This window comes from Streptomyces sp. NPDC088157, from assembly GCF_044741545.1.
Lineage (GTDB): Bacteria > Actinomycetota > Actinomycetes > Streptomycetales > Streptomycetaceae > Streptomyces.
The window spans coordinates 1-17452 of sequence record NZ_JBIUSU010000015.1 but is presented as its reverse complement, the minus strand read 5'-3'; the positions used below and the strand labels follow the sequence as shown (position 1 = coordinate 17452).

At 67.7% G+C, this 17452-nt stretch carries 17 protein-coding genes and 9 pseudogenes; 13 read left to right on the top strand and 13 right to left on the bottom strand.

What is annotated here, in order from left to right; genetic code table 11:
- Positions 1 to 7: 7 nt before the first annotated feature.
- From ACIPFH_RS40380 to ACIPFH_RS40370, 3 genes and pseudogenes are all read right to left on the bottom strand, one after another.
- Positions 8 to 799, bottom strand: a complete 792-nt coding sequence (locus ACIPFH_RS40380; protein ID WP_401834583.1) for a hypothetical protein — start codon at positions 797 to 799, stop codon at positions 8 to 10.
- Between the two features lie 540 nt (positions 800 to 1339).
- Positions 1340 to 1771: pseudogene (locus tag ACIPFH_RS40375) on the bottom strand (superoxide dismutase); the annotation flags it as partial.
- A gap of 403 nt (positions 1772 to 2174) precedes the next feature.
- On the bottom strand, positions 2175 to 2663 hold the full coding sequence (locus tag ACIPFH_RS40370; RefSeq protein WP_401834825.1) for a MarR family winged helix-turn-helix transcriptional regulator: 489 nt from the start codon (positions 2661 to 2663) through the stop codon (positions 2175 to 2177).
- 882 nt (positions 2664 to 3545) lie between these two features.
- On the opposite strand from ACIPFH_RS40370, the gene ACIPFH_RS40365 reads away from it, so the two are divergent.
- A complete protein-coding gene (locus tag ACIPFH_RS40365) occupies positions 3546 to 4328 on the top strand; it encodes a phosphotransferase enzyme family protein (protein WP_401834581.1) in 783 nt (260 codons plus the stop codon).
- A gap of 631 nt (positions 4329 to 4959) precedes the next feature.
- Positions 4960 to 5307: pseudogene (locus ACIPFH_RS40360) on the top strand (helix-turn-helix domain-containing protein); the annotation flags it as partial.
- A 184-nt stretch (positions 5308 to 5491) separates the two neighbouring features.
- On the opposite strand, the gene ACIPFH_RS40355 reads toward ACIPFH_RS40360, so the two are convergent.
- From ACIPFH_RS40355 to ACIPFH_RS40340, 4 genes and pseudogenes are all read right to left on the bottom strand, one after another.
- Entirely contained in the window at positions 5492 to 5944 is a 453-nt protein-coding gene (locus tag ACIPFH_RS40355) for a hypothetical protein (protein ID WP_401834579.1), read from the bottom strand.
- A gap of 262 nt (positions 5945 to 6206) precedes the next feature.
- Positions 6207 to 6419: a DNA-binding protein gene (locus tag ACIPFH_RS40350; RefSeq protein ID WP_401834577.1), complete on the bottom strand. Its 213-nt coding sequence runs from the start codon at positions 6417 to 6419 to the stop codon at positions 6207 to 6209.
- A gap of 67 nt (positions 6420 to 6486) precedes the next feature.
- A pseudogene (locus ACIPFH_RS40345) lies at positions 6487 to 6669 on the bottom strand (IS256 family transposase); the annotation flags it as partial.
- Positions 6670 to 6819: 150 nt separating this feature from the next.
- Positions 6820 to 6939: pseudogene (locus tag ACIPFH_RS40340) on the bottom strand (hypothetical protein); the annotation flags it as partial.
- A 361-nt stretch (positions 6940 to 7300) separates the two neighbouring features.
- Between ACIPFH_RS40340 and ACIPFH_RS40335 the strand changes: the two are divergent.
- Complete coding sequence (locus ACIPFH_RS40335) at positions 7301 to 7621, top strand: hypothetical protein (protein ID WP_401834574.1); 321 nt, start codon at positions 7301 to 7303, stop codon at positions 7619 to 7621.
- A gap of 182 nt (positions 7622 to 7803) precedes the next feature.
- Here the strand turns inward: ACIPFH_RS40335 and ACIPFH_RS40330 are convergent, their stop codons facing one another.
- Positions 7804 to 8022 carry a hypothetical protein gene (locus ACIPFH_RS40330; RefSeq protein ID WP_401834572.1) on the bottom strand — a complete coding sequence of 73 codons (219 nt, stop codon included), beginning with the start codon at positions 8020 to 8022 and terminating at the stop codon, positions 7804 to 7806.
- A 120-nt stretch (positions 8023 to 8142) separates the two neighbouring features.
- On the opposite strand from ACIPFH_RS40330, the pseudogene ACIPFH_RS40325 reads away from it, so the two are divergent.
- Positions 8143 to 8232 (top strand): annotated as a pseudogene (locus ACIPFH_RS40325) (3-oxoacyl-[acyl-carrier-protein] synthase III C-terminal domain-containing protein); the annotation flags it as partial.
- A gap of 30 nt (positions 8233 to 8262) precedes the next feature.
- A pseudogene (locus tag ACIPFH_RS40320) lies at positions 8263 to 8620 on the top strand (transposase); the annotation flags it as partial.
- Positions 8621 to 8738: 118 nt separating this feature from the next.
- Here ACIPFH_RS40320 and ACIPFH_RS40315 read toward each other — a convergent pair.
- Complete coding sequence (locus ACIPFH_RS40315; RefSeq protein WP_401834570.1) at positions 8739 to 9470, bottom strand: alpha/beta fold hydrolase; 732 nt, start codon at positions 9468 to 9470, stop codon at positions 8739 to 8741.
- A gap of 156 nt (positions 9471 to 9626) precedes the next feature.
- Here ACIPFH_RS40315 and ACIPFH_RS40310 point away from each other — a divergent pair, with 156 nt between their 5' ends.
- Positions 9627 to 10022, top strand: coding sequence for a winged helix-turn-helix transcriptional regulator (locus ACIPFH_RS40310; protein ID WP_401834567.1), 396 nt, complete (start codon positions 9627 to 9629; stop codon positions 10020 to 10022).
- A gap of 243 nt (positions 10023 to 10265) precedes the next feature.
- Here the strand turns inward: ACIPFH_RS40310 and ACIPFH_RS40305 are convergent, their stop codons facing one another.
- Both ACIPFH_RS40305 and ACIPFH_RS40300 read right to left on the bottom strand, forming a co-directional pair.
- On the bottom strand, positions 10266 to 10466 hold the full coding sequence (locus tag ACIPFH_RS40305; protein ID WP_401834566.1) for a hypothetical protein: 201 nt from the start codon (positions 10464 to 10466) through the stop codon (positions 10266 to 10268).
- Between the two features lie 31 nt (positions 10467 to 10497).
- Entirely contained in the window at positions 10498 to 10851 is a 354-nt protein-coding gene (locus ACIPFH_RS40300) for a hypothetical protein (RefSeq protein WP_401834564.1), read from the bottom strand.
- Between the two features lie 502 nt (positions 10852 to 11353).
- On the opposite strand from ACIPFH_RS40300, the pseudogene ACIPFH_RS40295 reads away from it, so the two are divergent.
- From ACIPFH_RS40295 to ACIPFH_RS40285, 3 genes and pseudogenes are all read left to right on the top strand, one after another.
- Positions 11354 to 11413 (top strand): annotated as a pseudogene (locus tag ACIPFH_RS40295) (hypothetical protein); the annotation flags it as partial.
- Positions 11414 to 11582: 169 nt separating this feature from the next.
- Complete coding sequence (locus ACIPFH_RS40290) at positions 11583 to 12293, top strand: hypothetical protein (protein ID WP_401834562.1); 711 nt, start codon at positions 11583 to 11585, stop codon at positions 12291 to 12293.
- Positions 12294 to 12517: 224 nt separating this feature from the next.
- Positions 12518 to 12757, top strand: a complete 240-nt coding sequence (locus ACIPFH_RS40285) for a hypothetical protein (protein ID WP_401834560.1) — start codon at positions 12518 to 12520, stop codon at positions 12755 to 12757.
- A gap of 45 nt (positions 12758 to 12802) precedes the next feature.
- Here ACIPFH_RS40285 and ACIPFH_RS40280 read toward each other — a convergent pair whose 3' ends face one another.
- Positions 12803 to 13768, bottom strand: a complete 966-nt coding sequence (locus ACIPFH_RS40280; protein ID WP_401834559.1) for a helix-turn-helix transcriptional regulator — start codon at positions 13766 to 13768, stop codon at positions 12803 to 12805.
- 92 nt (positions 13769 to 13860) lie between these two features.
- On the opposite strand from ACIPFH_RS40280, the gene ACIPFH_RS40275 reads away from it, so the two are divergent.
- On the top strand, positions 13861 to 14226 hold the full coding sequence (locus tag ACIPFH_RS40275; RefSeq protein ID WP_401834557.1) for a VOC family protein: 366 nt from the start codon (positions 13861 to 13863) through the stop codon (positions 14224 to 14226).
- A 296-nt stretch (positions 14227 to 14522) separates the two neighbouring features.
- Here ACIPFH_RS40275 and ACIPFH_RS40270 read toward each other — a convergent pair whose 3' ends face one another.
- Positions 14523 to 15749 carry a PP2C family protein-serine/threonine phosphatase gene (locus tag ACIPFH_RS40270; RefSeq protein WP_401834555.1) on the bottom strand — a complete coding sequence of 409 codons (1227 nt, stop codon included), beginning with the start codon at positions 15747 to 15749 and terminating at the stop codon, positions 14523 to 14525.
- A gap of 285 nt (positions 15750 to 16034) precedes the next feature.
- On the opposite strand from ACIPFH_RS40270, the pseudogene ACIPFH_RS40265 reads away from it, so the two are divergent.
- The 3 genes and pseudogenes from ACIPFH_RS40265 to ACIPFH_RS40255 all read left to right on the top strand — a co-directional run.
- Positions 16035 to 16133: pseudogene (locus ACIPFH_RS40265) on the top strand (site-specific integrase); the annotation flags it as partial.
- Between the two features lie 381 nt (positions 16134 to 16514).
- Complete coding sequence (locus tag ACIPFH_RS40260) at positions 16515 to 16880, top strand: hypothetical protein (protein ID WP_401834553.1); 366 nt, start codon at positions 16515 to 16517, stop codon at positions 16878 to 16880.
- Positions 16881 to 16909: 29 nt separating this feature from the next.
- Positions 16910 to 17452, top strand: a pseudogene (locus tag ACIPFH_RS40255) (zinc-binding dehydrogenase); the annotation flags it as partial.

Below are 17452 nucleotides of genomic sequence, written 5' to 3'. Positions count from 1 at the left end.
ACGCGCATCACTGCACGACGTCGTGCCGGATGTCCTTGCGAGAGGCGGCCAGGTAGCCGACGAAGCCGAGGATTGCCACCGTCCAGGACAGCGTGACCGGCCCCAGGCCCAGGCCGAGTCCGCCCCGGCCGTGGCCGACGGCCATCCAGTCGGCGACGGAGGCGCCGAGCGGGCGGGTGATGACGTACGCGCCCCAGAACGCGGCCACCGAGTTCAGGCTCCCCCACCGGTGAGCGACGGCCGGAACGGTGATCGCGGCGGCGTACAGGACGGCGGAACCCAGGTAGCCGAGGCCGATCGTGGCGGTGAGATCCCCAGCGGCGGTACCCAGCGCGAACGTGGCCAGAACGGCCGCCCAGTAGAAAGTCTCGCGTCGCCGGGTGTGGATGCTGTGGATCGACAGGGTGCCCTCGCTGCGGTACCAGAGGGCGAAGACTGCGGTCAGCGCGGCCATGAAGAACGGGGTTGAGAGCGTGTACGGCACACCGACGCCGACATGCAGGACGTCGGCGGCCATCGTCCCGAAAACGCTGACCATGACGATCGCCGTCCAGTAGACCCATGCCACGTACCGCCGGACGGCGAACTGGACCGCCAGGGCGGCCACCAAGGCGATGCTGCCGACACCGACCGCGGGGATCGGGCCGAGCAGGTGGGCGAGCCAGTCGGAGGCCGTCTCGCCCATGCCGGTCGTGAGTACCTTGATGATCCAGAAGTAGACGGTCACCTCTGGCACCTTGCTCGCCGCGTGACGGATGTGGCCCGCGGGCCGGTTATGAGTGAGGTGATCAGTCGACATGGCAGGCACGATGACATGAGGCCCGGCCTTCGCCCCAGACCCCTTTGCCAGAGTTTTGGCGCTTCTGGTGCTCGCGTTGCCCGAGGCTCGTCCGATCCTGAACACAACCTGAACACAAGGGCCGACGAGCTGGCCAGCGACGCGCGACCGGTGATATCGGCAATCTGCCGACGTTGCATTGCGGCCGCCAAGCAACAGCCAACCGATGGCTGTCCGAACGTTCAACGGGCGAATCCGGTAGCTCACCTACGAGTGCCACCTCTTCTGCCGGCAGCATTTCGAGCGCCCGGATGCGGCCGCCTGCCAGACGCACGACGCCCGGTCTGCTCCCTCTGCCTGAGCACCGACAGGATCGGCGACCACGTGCCGCCGGCGGCGGCCCCCTGCCGCCTCATCAGGGTGCGGCGAAACCGAAGGGCTCCCGCAAGTCACGTCCTTGCGGGAGCCCCTCGCTCTGCCTCCTGCAGTGAAGGTTGAGAAGACGATCACGAGCAGGAGGTCTGTGCAGACGCGGTCACAACGTCATGGCACTGCAAGCTTTCACGGAGCGAGCAGCAGGCTGTCGCCGCGCTCCTTGGCGGCGGCGTGGCGCCTGGTCACGTCCTGCCAGTTGACGACGCCCCACATGGCCTCGATCAAGTCGACCTTCTGGTTCTTGTACTGCAGGTAGAAGGCGTGCTCCCCGTCGAAGACCAGGATCGAGGCGGAGCCCTGGCCGACGTTGCACTGTTGGTCGTAGACCTGCTCGACAATGAGCCGACCGCTCAGCGGCTCGTAGGCCAGGACGCCCCAGCCGGAGCCCTGGGTGGTGGCCGCGGCCTTGGTCAGCTGCGCTTTGAAGCCCGCGAACGACCCGAAGGACTCGGCGATCGCGTCCGCGAGCTCGCCCACGCCGTCCTTCTCCAGCGGCTCGCCACCGCCGTCACCGGTCACGTTGTGCCAGTAGATGAAGTGCAGTCTGTGCCCGGAGAGTGCCACTGGTGTGCAGTTGCACTGCTAACAGCAAAGATGTCGTTCGCCGATCAGGCGTTGGTCCCAGGACCGCGGCCGCGTCGCACGACGCGGGCTGCGCTGTGCCCGACCCGCTACGGCATCACCGGGGAGCCGCACCACCACACCGTGTGCCAGGAGTGCGGCCACGTCACAGCCCGGGCGAGCGTGCACCCGGCGGACGGCGCATGCCGGATCGGGGAACTGACCGGGCTGCGGCCGGACACACCGAGATCACCGCTGGTCTGTGGCAGGCGCGCTCGGTGCGACACCTGGGTCATGGGCCGGGCGGGTGATCAGGCGCGGACGACGACAGCGAGTCGCCGACGTCGTGCCGCGAAAGGCTGTGTCAGCAGGCCACGCTGTGTCGACTCCGCCAAGCCCACTAACGCAGCTGCGCGTTCCGATGCTGGTCGCCCGCCTGCTCCAAGGCGGCTTCGTAGGCGTGCAGGGCGGTGATGACTGTGGCGCGTTCCGCGGGGTCGAGACCGCGCATGACGCATTCCCAGGCAGAGGCGCTGCCAGAAAGCCATTCGCCGATCGGTGCGGCGTAGGCGGGGGCGATGGCGATGATGCGGCGGCGGCGGTCGGCGGGATCGGCGTTGCGCTGCAGGACGCCCGGCCGTGACAGCTCGCTGACCATGAGGCTGACGGTCGTCGGGGCCACCTCCAGCCGAGCAGCCAGCTCGTTGATGCTGGTGGGGCCGTCGTACTCCAGGTGGGCCAGCAGCGCAAGGTGTCGCGGTGCCAGGTCAAGACCCTTGAGCGCCGGAGGTATGGGCAGACGCTTGGCGCGGCCCACGAGCCGTGGCATGAGCAACAGCAGGGTGCGGACGGCCTCATTGACGGCTGGACCGTCCGATTCCGTGGACATCAGCAACCTCTTCCGGATACCTTTAAAAACAAAGGCTTTGGATTCAAAGGGAACGAGGTCCACTATGCCGCATCTGACCGTCCACCTTCCAGAGACCCCACCGTGTTTCCGCGTCGGCTTCATCGGGCTGGCGCGGTGGCGGAATCGTTTCGCGAGGGAAGAACGCGTCGTAGATCCTCAGGCTTCGGTGGAAGGCGACGAACTTGTGGGTGGAGAAATGGTCCTCAACCCAATCGGGCCGTCACACAGTCCCGCAGCGGACGCCGACGACACCCGTGCAGCGCGTCCACACACGGCCCCGTCTGATCCACCCCCGTCGGCACCCGATAAGTGAGCAATGGCAGTTACGTACGGGCGCGGCGTTCAACCGATTCGTGTGCCTTCTGGGCTCGTGAATGCAGCTGTGGCGGGGCTTGTGGGAGCGCTGAGGGGCCCAACGCTGGGTGCAGTAGGCGCGTGGGGACTGGTTGCCTTCCAGGACGCGAAATCAGGCAGATCGACAGGCGGCAGCACAGCAACAGCAGCGGCTGAGGCAAGTCAGGCGGGCGACGTACGGCGAGTTCCTTTTGCGCGATCCTGCCTGTTGAAGGGTGCACAGCTCCGTATGGGGTTGTGGCAGTGCGCTCTCCACCGTCCAGACGCATGAGCTGTCTTGGTCCAGAGCTGCGCCATCCTGCCAGCCGTAGCGAGGAGGCTGCCGTCGGGGGAGACCGCCACCGCGTTGACCGAATTCTGGGCGGTGAGTGGTTCGCCGACCGGGTGGCCAGTCTGGGTATCTCACAGCCGCACAGTCTTGTCAGCTTGTTCTTTAACCTCCGCCTCTACTCTGACGCTCCCCCTTAATGGGATGATCATGACGAGCTGATCCGACACACTGGTCCGATGCGGCACGATGATGAACAGCCTTTGTCCGGTGGCAACGTCAGTGATGGTGTCGTTCGCGTCGGGGACACCGTTCGCCGTCCGGCCGGACCATGGACTCCCGCTGTGCATGCCCTGCTTGCCCACCTGCACGAGGTGGGATTCGGCGCGGCACCTCGCCCACTCGGCATCGACGATCAGGGGCGTGAGGTCCTGACCTTCATGACGGGAGATGTGGTCTGGCCCGACCGGTTCTCGCTGATGGAACCCGCTCGACAACTGGCTCGCGTGGCACGGCTGATCCGGGACTTCCACGACGCCGTGCAGGACTTCACGCCGCCGTCCGATGCGCGGTGGCAGACGCTGATCCCCGCTGAGGGCAGTGACATCATCGCCCATAACGACCTGGCCCCCTGGAACCTCGTGGTCGCAGACGAGGTGCGGTGGGCCTTCATCGACTGGGACGCTGCAGGTCCCGGCTCGCGCCTGTGGGATGTCGCATACGCGATTCACGGGTTCATCCCGCTGTCCGCGCATCCAGACTGGCAGAGTCCGGACGCGGCGGACCGACTGCGAGTCTTCGCCGACGCCTACGGTCTCGCTGAGCCCGAACGTCGTCGGGTGGTCCCTCTACTGGGGCGCCGTACGCGTTCCATGCACGACTTCCTGCGCGACCAGGCAGCCCAAGGAGCCCAGCCCTGGGCAAGGCTGTGGGCTGAGGGCCACGGCGACGCCTGGCGAAACGACGCCGAATACATCGAGCAACGCGAAGACCAGTGGATGCAGGCCCTGCTCGCTAGCTGAGGCAGCAGTGCCCGTGCCTGGCTCCCGGCCTCGAACGACATCTCGAACTGGATCACTCACCTGGGCATTCGCCGGACATTGAAGCGGCCTTCGCTTAATCATGTGCTCCGACCAAGGTGCACCGATCGAGACGAAGGCCGTGAGGGTGAGTCTGCTGCCTGATGCCGGACACGCCGACACGACCCGTTGCTGGTGCTCGCGGTGGTACGCCGGCCCGATGCGCCAGGCGCCCAGACCCACGAGAACCAACCCGAACACGACGCCGGCGACCCACCATGAACTGCCGTTGTCTCGCCAGCGCATTCCGCAAGTGGAACAGCGAAAGGCGGAACCGTACAGGTGGCAGCGGATCCGCTCTTCCAGGCTCGCCGTCGCACTGCGGACCTGGAGCCCGCCGAGCGGCCCTCCCTCGACCAGGGGCACCGTAGGGCGCGGCCAGGGCAACGACTGAACGTCCACCGCCTGCGGAGCAGGCGGCCCGATCGGCCTGCCAGCTGCTGCAGCCCTTCGCGTGCCCGCAGCAGATCCTGCCTCAGGGCGGCTTCGGCGCCCGCTACGCCGGGGGACACGTGCCCGAGCGGGCTAATTTTTGGGTTAGCGGAATCGGGTTCTGACGTGAAGGTTCAGGGGCATGGCATCTGAGGAAGAGCTGTTCGCGTCCGTCGACGCCCTGTTGAACGAGGAGCCGCACCCGCCGCCGGCGGAGCGGGCCCGGCTGCGTGAGGCCGCCGGCATCACCCAGGCCCGCCTCGCCACCGCGCTGAAGACCACGACCCAGTCGGTGAAGAACTGGGAGAACGGCCGCAGCGAGCCGAAGTCGCCGCGCCCGGACGCCTACCAGCGGCTGCTGAACGGATGGGCGGCGAAGTATCCAGCCCCCGGTGCGGCCTCGGTCTCCGGTGCGGCTTCGGCTGCCGCGACGGCCCCGGCGGCGCCCGCCGGACCCGCTGCGTCTGCGGGGAGCCGCGTCCCAGCCGCTCAAGAAGTCGGCCAGGGCGCGGCGTTGGTGTTCCTCGCGGGCAATCTGTTCGGCGAGGATGTCGCGATCGACGTACGGGGCAACGGCGGCGAGGAACAGGCGCTGGAATTCGTCGGGTTTGCGCAGCCTTCCGGCCGCGCTTGAGGGCGAACCGGCCGCCGGACGGGTCCGGCGAACGTTCATGTCACCAGTACGGGTTCACCATTTGCCCCGAGACCCTGCAGGTCCCGTTGTTGCAGATCTCGACCGCGATGGCGTAGATGCCCCGGACGTCCTCAAAGCTCAGGCCGTTGAAGGACGCGTAGCCGCCGTGGCAGCCTTTCGTGTTGACATGCCAGGAACCGTAGTTGGTGTAACTGGTGCCGCCGCCGCCGAATCCGTATTCGCGGATTCGGATCTTCGGGTTGTGGTTGTCGCAGGCCGTGTCGTTGACCGACAGGGCCACGTCGGCGTAGGTCTTGCCCGGCCCGTAATAGGTGATCGTTCCGCTTCCGCACGCGCCGGTGAAGCAGACGTCCCTGCGGTCGCTCGCCGCGAGCGCGGACTCTGCTGCCGCGTTCGCCGTACTGGTCAGTCCGAGGAGCGCGAGTGCTGCGATCCCGGACGCGAGCACGGCTCGTCTACGTGCAATCTTCATGGATTCCCCCTGGTCACGTGGGCTTTGCGGGTATCCCCGCTTCTTGGCGCAACCCTGCCAAGTCCGGGGCTGAGCGTCGTCAATCAAGGGGTGTAATCCGGGGTAAACCCTGGTGGTAGTGGCGAGGGCGTGGGGTGTACCTCAATGTCACGAACTCCCCCTCTTCCACGGCAGGCTGTGATCACGCTACCTGGGCAGCTCCACAGGGCGACCAGGCGGCCAGCTTCGAGAAGAGCTGTCGTCAAGACTTGTGGATCAGTGATCAGAACCAGTTGATCGTGTCCTTGAGGAGGCGGGCGGGCTTCGCCCTCTTTGTCGCGTTCGCTCGCCAGGCTTCCTCGGCTTGAACGCTGGCGGTTGTGACTCCAGCCTGGCCGGCCGGGTTCTCCGCTGGTATCAGACGGCGGTTGGCGATGAGCATCCCGACACGGATGAGCGTGACGCCCAGGCGGCGGGCGGCTTCTGGCTGGGACAACCAGGCAGCGTCCTCGACGGTGCGGTTGTTTCGCGCCCACGACCTCCCGGGTCGGCGGCTACGTGCATCACACCGCCGCCTTCGGCCGCTCGACCAGGAGGCCGCGTTCGAAGCGGGCTCCGGCGCGGACGAGGGCGACGAGGTGGGGTGCGTTCACGGTTCGCCACCGCTGCTGGGCTGACTCGACGCGTTTGAAGAACATGGCCAAGGCGGCGGCCGGACTGCCGGCGCCCCGGGTGACCTTGGTCCGAGGGTGACAGCCGCGAGGCGTGGGCAGTGCGCAGGGAACCCGTGGCGCCGGAGACGGCCGTGCTTTCCAGGACAGTTCGCGCTTGAGGATCTTCCCGGTGGCGGTCATGGGCAGGGCGTCGACGAACTCGACGATGCGCGGGTATTTGTAGCCTGCGAATTGCTCTTTTCCCCAGGCCGTCAGCTCGGCCTCAGTCGTACCGTCGCCGGCCTTCTTGACGACGACGGCCTTGATCTCTTCCCCGTCGACGACGAAGTAGAAGCCGTCCATGTCCTTGCGAGCCAGATCTCCGGCGGAACCATCCTTGGTTGATGGCCTCCGAGGTGGCCTCGGGGCGCTTGTAATAGCCCTTCATGATGTTGTAGCCCTTGATCGCGATCTCCCCGACCGCGCCGGGGTCGTCTTACACGTCCGACCAGTCATCGTTTCGCGGTCGACCTGGTGCAGACGGCCGCGCGTCACGACCAGTTCGGCAGCGCGGAGTGCGGCGATGCTCCGGAGCGGATCGGCGTCGACCATGAGGAGGTCCGCGTCGAGCCCGGGAGCGAGGCGGCCGGTGTGTTCCCGCAGGCCGGCCGCGCCCGCCGTCTCGTTCGCGCGGTGCCAGGATCCGCTCCCGAAGGAACCCCAGATGTTCGAACAGTTCCAGGCTCCCGGCGGAATCATCGAACGGAGCGTCGGGGATGCCCGCGTCGGTGCCCGCGACCAGTGGCACCCCCTGCGCGTCGAGCCACCGGACACTCTCGATGAGCCGGTCGACGATGGCCTGACCGTACTTGGCGGCGTAGTTGCGTCGCCAGTTCGCACCGATGGCCGCGCACACCTGCATGCCCTGCCGGGCCATCTTCCCGGCGGTCTCGACCGGCTCGTCGAAACCCGGCCGCGCCCAGGTGCAGTGCTCGACGTTTCCACTCCCGCGGCCACCGCCATCATGATGCCCGCCGTGCCATGAGCGTGAGCGGCCACAGCTCGCCGCCGTGCCGGGCCTCGTCGATCGCGGCGGCGAGTTCCGCCTCGGTGAACTGGGACTCCCACATGGCGAAACCACCCGGGGTCAGGTGGCCTCCGGTGCCCACAACCGCTTGACCACGTGGTCTTGGCCCCAGCCGCACAGCCCGTGTCGAGGATTCCGGGTCAAGGCCCGTGGGGTGCGGTCAGGGCTTTGTGGGTCGACTCCAGGATCTTCTCCGACAGTTCGGTGCCCGCCGTGGCCCGGGCAAGCAGGATGGCGCCGAGCAGAGTGGCCACCATGGCAAGGCCGTCGTGGGTGTCGGTGGACAGCCATGCGGCGAATTCCTGGACTCCGGCTGCGTAGGTTTCGCGTACCTCCCCGGCTGTGGGCTGGCGAGCCATGTCCCCTGCGAATCCGGCGGTGGGGCAACCGGTGCCGGGCTGGTCACGGTGCTCGGCCGACAGATAGAAGTCGACGAGGGCGCCGCGCGCGGTGTCGTGATCGCCGTGGGTCGTCGGTGCAACACCTCGGCCGCCTCGATCCCGCTCGCGATGGAGCGGCACCTGGCGACCGGCGAGGCGAAGAGCGGCGACACCGCGCTCGTCATCGGTAGCCACCGACCCCCAGGATGGACCGAGGGCGACGTCACCCAGCTTCTGCCGCTGCTCGACAAGATCCCGGCCGTCGCGGGCCGGGTCGGCAGACCGCGCCGGCGGTCGGACGCGCTGCTGGCCGACCGCGGCTACGACCACGACAAATACCGGCGCCTGCTCTGGCAACGAGGCATCCGTCCCGTGATCGCGAAGCGAGGCCAGCCACACGGCACTGGCCTGGGCACCTTCCGCTACGTCGTCGAGCTGCACGATCGCCTGGCTCCACGGCTTCCGCCGCCTGCGCATCCGCTGGGAACGACGCGACGACATCCACGAAGCATTCCTCGGGCTCGCCGTCTGCCTGATCACCCACCGCCACATCCAACGGCTTTGTTATGGACAGTAAGTGACCTCACATAAGGCCCTATGGTGCTTCTCTCGCGAAGCGGGCGCTTCGTGGGCTGGGCCGCTGTCCGACGGTGGCGGGCCTTCTCCGGCTCGCTGCCGCCGTCACGGTCCGGACGCTACCGAAGGGTGGATTCAAGCAGCAGTTCGCTCAGGTCCGCCGGCATGGTGATCATGCAGTCGTGCCCTGTCGGCAGTTCCCGTATCCGTGCTGGGGAGCCGTTGGGCTGTGTCGCGGGGACGGGCCGCCGCACGATGCCTTCCGGCTCTGCGCCGACGCAGTGGATGTGCGTGCGCGGAATGGAGTCCACGGCAGGGTTGTCGAGCCGGACCGGTTGCCGCAGGCAGCCCACTGGCTGGTCGGAGAGCGTCGCGCGTAGCCATGCGACGTCCGCCGGGTCCGTGACTCCGAACAGACCGAGGGGCGGAGGCATCTCGGGCAGCGGCGGGATGCGCCAGCCGTTGTCGGACTTGGCGGCCAGGTCGATCAGGTTCTGGGTCATGGGCTGCACGTCGACGGCAGTCTCGCCGTGCTCCGGGACCATCGCGTCGAGGTACACCAGGTGCGCGATTCGTTCTGGTACCTCGTTGGCCACGGTCGAGACGACCAGCCCCGCGTAGCTGTGTCCCACGAGCACCACCTCGGTCAGGTTCTCCTCGTGGATCAGCTTGACGACGTCCGCGACGTGTGTGTCGAGCCCCACCTCGGGACCGAGCAGATGTGCTTTGTCGCCGTAGCCGGTCAGTGAGGGCGCGAACACGCGGTGTCCGGCCGATTCCAGCAGCGGGACCACCCGCTCCCAGCACCGGCCACTGTGCCAGGCGCCGTGTACCGGCAGAAAAGTTGACATAAGGGGAATTATTTCCTCTTCGGGGTGTGGAGGCGCGCGAGCATTACGGTTCCTGTTTGTGCCTCGGTACTCTTCAGGAACCGAAATCATCGTGCTGCACCTGCCGCACCCGATCAATAGGGCACATTTCGGTGCCCCGGTTCTCTGGAGGTAACCATGAGCGGCACAGTGGGCGGCGAGTCGCGGCCGACACGGCCGGAGGACCCGTGCCAGGCCCGTGAAGTGCTCGGCATCGTCGGCGACAAGTGGTCGCTGCTCATCGTGCGTAACCTGAGCCAGGGGCCGCGCCGCTTCACCGAACTCAAGCGGGCCGTCGACGGGATCAGCCAGCGTATGCTCACCGTCACCCTGCGCGGCCTGGAACGCAACGGGATCCTTACACGGACCGTCCGCAACGTCATGCCGCCGCACGTCAGTTACGAACTCACTCCGATGGGCAGGACCCTCCGTGAAGCCACCGCACCCCTGTTGGAGTGGAGCATCACGCACCTGACGCACATCGACGCCGCCCGCGCCGTGTACGACGCCCGCCCCGACACCCCGCCCGCCTGACCTCCGCCCGGCTGTACTCACCCATCGGCAGGAACCGCTCGATGAGCTTCCCTGGTGATCGGTGAACTGTCGCCATGTCACACCCTGCGCTCTATCGCGACAAGCGTCACCAAGGCAGCGACCGGCCGCCGCCTCGTGGTCCGCAACGGCCATCACCGCGAGCGGACGGTGACCACCGCCGCCGGGGCGGTACCGGCGATGCTCCTACGGTCGGCCGATGCCGCTCTTCAGATCTTCAGATCTTCAGAACAAGGTGTCCTGCTCCGGCTCATCATGGAGCAGCGATGCGACCTCCTCGCCTCTCCACTTCGCCTCCAGGTAGCGGCGCCAGCCCGTCGGCGGGGGCCAGGGGATCCCCCACTCTGCAAGTTGCTTCCTACTCCATCCGCCGTTGGATGACTGTGCGGCGGCTACCTCGTCCGGGGAGGGCACATAGTCGACCATGAAGTGATCATGGCTCCCGCAACCGGTGTTTTCAACACAGGCTGTTGGACTGAAGCACTCGCCGGGCCGCAGCCTGACGATGCCGCTCACCCCCGGCGCCGATCCAGCCGAGGGATGGCTGCTGGTATGGGCCACCCGTCCAGCCGGGCACGACTTCGGCACCGTCGAGAAGAGCTCCCGCGGCTACCTGCGCGTCAAGAAGCACCAACTCGGCCTGCCGCGGGGCGTCGTCTTCCTCTACGACGAAGCGACGCGTGAACTCGCCGGGGCTTTCTACGACGGGCACATCGGCCCGCTCGACGCAGCCCTGACCGCCACGGTGCGGGCCTTGCGCCCCGCGACGGATCTGCGAACGCTGCATCGAGCAGATCATCGCCGTCAGCACGGCCGCAGGGATCCTGTACACCGCCTGGCACCAGGCGAACAGCCGCACATCCCCGCCCGAACAGGGCGTCTCCCGTACGGGAGACGAGCGGCAGGATTCCTCCTGAAACGGGGCGGGACACTGCCTCCGCGGACGTTCGCGGCATTCTGCCCCCGGAGGGGAAGGCGGCGCTCGGCTGAGTGGGGAGGAGCCGGCGAGGCGGGGCGGGGCTTGGAATCGGCAAACCACGGGTCCGCGTCAGCGCGCCCGCGGTCCTGCACCTTCCGACCCGCCGCCCGTCAGCCGGTACCTCGCTGCGGCCAGAGCGCGGTCACGCGGCCGGCAGCAGGGGGCCCTGGCCAGGACAAACGCGGGCCTGGAAGGCCGGAGGCCACTGCCCCGGCATCGACTCGGGACGCCGCCGTTCGTCCGAGGCTTCAGGGCGCTGTCATGTGCCGGACCGCAGCTGTCGCCGCAGCCGGTTCAGTGCCTCACGTACCCGAACGGGGACCTGTACCGGCAGATGACAAAGCTGAGCGAGCGGCAGTTCGACGTCCTCATTCTGCGCGACGCTCTCGGCTTCGACACCAAGGAGACCGCCCTGATCATGGGCATCCAGGAAGCCACCGTCCGCTCCACCCGCCGCACCGCCGAGCACCGCCTGGCCGCCGTCATGGGTTTCCAGTTCGACGAAAGCGCCGACAGCCCCGACACCGACTCCACGGACGACACCGACAAGGAGCGACCGACCCATGACCCGCGCCCCGCGCAGCATCGACGAGGCCCTACGCCGTGCCCGCGTCTTCCAAGGCGAATACACCACCGCCGAGCTGGCCAGCGCCTGGCACCACCTCGCCAGCAACCTGCACGAGCCGCGCTGGGTGCAGTTCCTCAGCACCGCACCATCCGGCGCCCGAGCTCACCAGCTCCCCGGCGCCCTGCACGAACAGGCCGCCCACGACCTGCGCACCCTGTGCCGCGGCGCCGTCCACCACCACGGCGCCGCCCGCCACACCACCGACTTCGACACCGTCCGCGACCCCGACGGCGCCCTCACCTTCGCCTGCCTGCTCTACCTCGCCGACCAGGAAAAAGGAGCCCAGTTCTGGTGGCACTACGCCGCGGGCGCCGACAGCACCACCGCCGCCCTGAGCCTGTACCTGCGCCACCTGCGTCAGGGCGACATGCACGACGCCCAGCACTGGGCCGGCCAGATCCACCGCCTGAACCTCCTGGACTGGAGCTGTTACACACCAGTGCCCCACCACGCCGACACCAGCCCCCACCCCTCCCCCGGCCCCAGCGTCGGCTACGCCCTCCCCCGCTCGGGCCCCGCCGTCTCCGAAGACGCGGTCAAGGACGCCATCGACGAACTCCAAGCCCCCCAACAGCGGACTCCTGGGGCCTGTCCCCCAGCCCATCCCTGCCTCGCCGACCACTGGGATGAACTCGTCACGACATGAGCCCGCCAGTAGGGCCCGCCAGCCGGTGCCAACCTCCATCTGACTGCTGATCAGCCGGAATGGCGGCGAGCGGAAGTCGCGGTTGCTGACGAAGGGTGTGGTGATGTTCCCCGTCGGCCAACGCGCTCCAGACCTTTCCGCGTACTGCTGCGCCTCCATCGCCCGGTGGTGGAAGGTGATGCAGGAAGATCGCGGCCGTATGGAGACCACCTGTGCCCAGAGGCATGACCGTAGGCTCGACCCACTACCCCACCAAGGAAGCCGTCGACGTCACCTGGATCAACCAGGCCGCGCGCGAGGTCCAGGACGGCGAGACCGCGGATGCCATCCCCATTGGCTGCCCGACCGGCGACCACGAGCAGTGCGTGTTCGGCCTCACCGCGGGCGGTGTGATCAATGGGACGGCAGTGTCCGCGTGCCGGATGGCCTCGCAGCAGGCCGCCGGGGCCGTGGGTTCCCGCTGAGGCGTTTCTCCACCTGAACTCCGGCTCCGCCCTAGTTGTTGCGGGTCAGGACGTTGGTGACGGCGCATAGTGGTGGGCAAGATTGGTGGCGAGGTCGCGGAGGTGAGCCCTGGCTTCGGTGGGGCCGTGCACAGTGATGGCGCTCCCGAACGGCAGTAGTGCTCGCACGTCCTCCAGATGCAGGAAGCGGATCGTTACCTTGCGGCCGGTGGCGGATTCTTCATGGTCGTCCGGGACGAGTCGTAGGCCAAAGATCCGTTGCGCTCGCTCGATCTGGGTCTGGTCGATGGTGGCGCTGACCTCTATCGCGTGGTTGTGCTCCCACTGATCAATGAGCGCTGCGGCGACGGTGGCCAGGGTCTGGCTCTCGCGGATCCGTCGTGGCTGGTCGACTTCTTTCCACGTCGTGATCCGTTCGAGTCGGTACATCCGTGGCACTCGGGCACAGTCGGCGACGAGGTACCAGATGCCGGCCTTGGCGAACAGCCCGTAGGGATCCACGACCAGGTCGCGTGGGCATGACTCGCGTGGGCTGTCGTACTCGATCCGTAGCCGGCGACCTCGCCGCACTGCGCCGATCAGCGAAGCCGGAGTCGTGCCGGAAGCTCGTGCCTGACGCCAGGGACGGCTGTCCACGTGCACTACGTCGGTGAGCGGCAAGAGCTCATGACCTCGACGTGGCTGTGTAGCGACGATCTTGGAGAGCGCGCGCCGGCTTTCGACCGATGCGTTGAGCTCTCCAAGTTGCTTCTCGTCCAGCCCGGTGAGCGACAGATGATCACGCTCGCCCGGCGTGAGTCGCGTGAGGTCGAGCCCGGACCCGGGCAGCATGGTCACGCCTCCGAGGCGGCCCCGGTGTGCGGTCACCGGCAGACCGGCGTCGCGGAGCCAGTTCAGGTCTCGGGTGATGGTTCGAAGGGACACTCCGAGCGCCGAGGCAAGTTCCTGTGTGGTCACGGCATCCCTCGATTCAAGGAGCAGGATCAGGGAGAAGAAACGGTCTGGGGTCACACACCAATTTTTTCAGGAATTGCGACACGATGCGGCGCATATCCCGGTCAGGCTGGTGGATGCGTACCTACGACCTGTGAGAAGGAACAACCATGACCACATCCGTCGTGTCCATCGTCTACGTGAACGACGCTCCCGCCGCAGCTCGTTTCTACGGCGACCTCCTCGGCATGAGCCCCTCGTTCGAGACTTCGGGATACATCACCTTCGACCTCGGGCCAGGCGCTGACCTCGCTCTGTGGTCTGGCCAGTTCGAGGATCTGTCACCGGAAGTCCCCCGCACCAGTGAGGTTTGCCTGGCCATCGACGGTGGACCCGACGAGCTCAACGCGACCTTCAAGCAGTGGAATTCCAAGGGGGTCACGATTCTGCGCGAGCCTCATGACGCGGGGTTCGGGCTGACCTTCCTCGCAGCCGATCCTGACGGGAACCGTATCCGCGTCGCACCGCAGGACTGAAAGGCCGCAATGCGGCAGGCGCGCACGATAGGTGTCGCGCCTGCCGTCGTCTGACTTCGAGAGGACGACGAGTGCCCCACGCCAACACCTCGGCCCCACCGACGGCGTCCTGATCATCGACGACACCGGATTCGTCAAGAAAGCGCGGCCTGCTTGCGGCACAGCCGGCAGATTCGGTCCCCGTCCAGTACCGCGGTGTGGCCGCACACCGTGCAGGCGCCGGCGAACCGCAGGTGTGACTGACCGTTTCAGCGACGGGGTCCGCCGCCTGTGGCGCTCAGCGGGCGGCGCGCGGGTCATAGGCGGATGACGATCAGGGCAATGTCGTCGCGGGCGCCGCTGCTGACGCCGAGGTGCGCGAGGAGGGCGTCGGCGAGGCGTTCGGGAGGGTGGTGGGCATGGCGGGCGAGCGCATCGGTGAGGCGTTGCAAGCCGGCGTCGATGTCCTCGCCGCGGCGTTCGACGAGACCGTCGGTGTAGAGCACGAGAGTGTCGCCGGGGGTGTAGGGCAGGCCGGCCTGGATGCGGGGGACGTGTTTGGGGCGGGCCCCCAGCGGAGGGTCCGTGGCCTGGTCGAGAAGGTCGCAGGTGCCGTCTTGATGGAGCAGGACGGGGGGCGGGTGGCCGGCGCTGCTGTACACGATGCGGCGAGTGCGGGGGTCGATGACAGCCTGGACGACGGTGGTGGCCAGTGCATCCTCCACGTAGCGTGCATACAGGCCCAGGACGTCCAAGGCTCTCGCGGGCCATTCGACGGCCAGGACGGCCGCGGACAGCGCGCTGCGGAGCATGCCCATGACGGCGGCGGCCTCCAGGCCGTGACCGACGACGTCGCCGACCGCGACAGCGAATCTGTTCTCGGCCAGGTCGACCACCTCATACCAGTCGCCGCACACGTTCAATGACCCGGCGGCGGGCAGGTAGCGCACCGCGGTGTCCTGGTGCCGGGCCAAATGGGGCGAGTGAAGCATGGCCTCCTGCAAGGTGACGGCGACCCGGCGTTCCCGGGCGTGGGCTTGGTGCAGTTCTTCGTTCACTCGCTTGAGCTCTCGTCCGCGCGCATACAGTTCGACCTCCATCGCCTCCACGTCGCTGAGCGCACGGCCTTCTCGCGGGCGAGGGTGGGAGAGGATGAACGAGGTCACGTCCTCCCCCCGGTGGATGATCCACTCCACCTCCCCATCAGGTCCGAGCACCGGGGTGTTGATCGCGGACCACCACCGCTCCTCGAACATGCCGGGCGGGTCGGCCACGGGAATGTCGTACTTCATCGGCGCCATCGTGTCCGGCTCCCTCGAGCGCAGGACCTGGTGCAGGGAGGCGTGCAGATTCCGCACCCCGTCAGCATCCGGGTCCGCCGGATTGTCGGGGAAGGCATCGAAGAGGTACCGCCCGAGCAGATCCTCCCGAGCGCGGCCGGTCACCCGGCAAGCCGCCTCATTGACGTCAGCGAGCACCAGATCCGGGCCCAGCACCATACAGGGGCTGGGCGTGACCGCGAACAGCGCCTGGTAGTCGATCATCGGCCTCGCCGCCCGGTGCGGCCGTGCATCCTCAGCAGGGCTGTTTTCGTCCCTCACCCTTACGTTCTACCGTTCGCCGGCGTCCTCGGCACCTGGGTACATCGCCTGCCTTCGGCTCGAGGGACCGCAAAGACGCTGACGCAGCCGCGCTGAAGGGTTGTCCGCCACTCTGCGATCAGCTCGCCGGCTCAAGCGCTCCTTACCTTGTTGGCGGGTTGATTCCGGTCCTTCGTACGATCGGGAGACCCAGGGGCCTGGGTGTGGCTGAAAGCGCTCATGCCGTACGTGTTGGCGAAGTTCCGGCGCGAGAAGCCGGAGAACGTCCGCCGCTACTTCAAGCCTTCCCCGGAGGTGATCGCCGAGCTCACCAGCCTGCTCGCCCCAGAGACGCCCGCGCTGAAACGTCGCCGCCCAGCAGAGGGGGGCCGTTCGTGCGAAGGGGTTCGTGTCCAGGACGCGTGGCTGCTCGCTGGCCGCCCGGGGAGCGATGATCCATGCGGCCCCTGATGAGGGGAAAGGGGGTCAGCCTTCGCGGCTGGGGAGCATGGCCAGGGCCGGGAGTGTAAGACGTTCGGTGTAACTCCCGATCGTGGAAGATGCATCTCGATGACCTGTGAGAACGTGTCCGAGTCCGGGATTGTCGAGCCCACGGCAGTTGTGTCGGCGTGAGCGGCACAGTGATCGGCGTGGGCCATGACCCGGCGATGTTGTCCGCGGCTCGCCGACCCACCAGCGACCTGCCGACAGTTCAGATCCGCGAAGCAGATGCTCACGGTCCTGCCCGTCGAACCCGGCACGGTGGACCGGGCCAAGATCGACCGGGACCTCATGCATGTCGCCGAGCCGGCGTGCGCGCTGGCACAACTACACCTGGCGACCGGCCAGGAGCGCGGATCGCTCTGGCGGAGCCGGACCGGAGCCGCCCTGACGGTCGATGCGGAAGACCCCGACATCGCTCTCGCAGGGACCTTTCTTCGCTTCCTTCACACTCATCACCGTGATCTGCTCCCGCAGACAAGGGAGAATCGGCATGACCCGCACGCAGAAGTTACTGACACGATCGCCCTGGTGCTCGGTGTCACGGCCGCGAGCCGGCACTGGCCGATAACTCCATGCCCGCGCCTGCGCTGACCGGCGCGGCGACCGGGGCCGCGCCGGCCCGGGTAGGCGCGCTCACGGGCGTCGGCGTGGTCGGTGACGTCGACGAGAACAGTTCGCTGAGGCCGGGACAGCAGGTGGCCACGATGATGGGCGGCATGGGCCGCTCCTACGACGGCACGTACGCCCAGTACGTGACCGTCCCCGCGGCGCAGGTCATCCCGTTCGAGACCGGGCTCCGTGGGAGGTCGTCGGTGCGCTGCCGGAGATGTTCCAGACCGCCTACGGATCGCTGACCACCCGCCTGGACCTCAAGGCCGGGCAGAAGCTGCTGATCCGCGGCGGCACCTCTACGGTCGGGCTGAGCGCGGCCACGATCGCCAAGGGCCTCGGAGCCACCGTGCTCTCCACCACCCGCAGCCGGACCGGGCCGGGGAATTGCGGGCCGCGGGCGTCGACCATTCCCTCGTCGACAGCGGCACGATCGCCGACCAGGTGCGCGAGCTGATTCCGGAGGGTGTCGACGCCGTACTGGAGCTGGTGGGCTGCTCGGTCCTCGCCGACACCCTCCGCACCGTTCGCCGGCACGGCACTGTCTGCTTCAC

Coding starts and splice junctions, on each gene's coding strand:
- ACIPFH_RS40380 (WP_401834583.1), bottom strand. CDS start 799: ATGTCGACTGATCACCTCACTCATAACCGGCCCGCGGGCCACATCCGT.
- ACIPFH_RS40370 (WP_401834825.1), bottom strand. CDS start 2,663: ATGTCCACGGAATCGGACGGTCCAGCCGTCAATGAGGCCGTCCGCACC.
- ACIPFH_RS40365 (WP_401834581.1), top strand. CDS start 3,546: ATGCGGCACGATGATGAACAGCCTTTGTCCGGTGGCAACGTCAGTGAT.
- ACIPFH_RS40355 (WP_401834579.1), bottom strand. CDS start 5,944: ATGAAGATTGCACGTAGACGAGCCGTGCTCGCGTCCGGGATCGCAGCA.
- ACIPFH_RS40335 (WP_401834574.1), top strand. CDS start 7,301: ATGTTCGAACAGTTCCAGGCTCCCGGCGGAATCATCGAACGGAGCGTC.
- ACIPFH_RS40330 (WP_401834572.1), bottom strand. CDS start 8,022: ATGGCTCGCCAGCCCACAGCCGGGGAGGTACGCGAAACCTACGCAGCC.
- ACIPFH_RS40315 (WP_401834570.1), bottom strand. CDS start 9,470: ATGTCAACTTTTCTGCCGGTACACGGCGCCTGGCACAGTGGCCGGTGC.
- ACIPFH_RS40310 (WP_401834567.1), top strand. CDS start 9,627: ATGAGCGGCACAGTGGGCGGCGAGTCGCGGCCGACACGGCCGGAGGAC.
- ACIPFH_RS40305 (WP_401834566.1), bottom strand. CDS start 10,466: ATGGTCGACTATGTGCCCTCCCCGGACGAGGTAGCCGCCGCACAGTCA.
- ACIPFH_RS40290 (WP_401834562.1), top strand. CDS start 11,583: ATGACCCGCGCCCCGCGCAGCATCGACGAGGCCCTACGCCGTGCCCGC.
- ACIPFH_RS40285 (WP_401834560.1), top strand. CDS start 12,518: ATGACCGTAGGCTCGACCCACTACCCCACCAAGGAAGCCGTCGACGTC.
- ACIPFH_RS40275 (WP_401834557.1), top strand. CDS start 13,861: ATGACCACATCCGTCGTGTCCATCGTCTACGTGAACGACGCTCCCGCC.
- ACIPFH_RS40270 (WP_401834555.1), bottom strand. CDS start 15,749: ATGATCGACTACCAGGCGCTGTTCGCGGTCACGCCCAGCCCCTGTATG.
- ACIPFH_RS40260 (WP_401834553.1), top strand. CDS start 16,515: ATGCTCACGGTCCTGCCCGTCGAACCCGGCACGGTGGACCGGGCCAAG.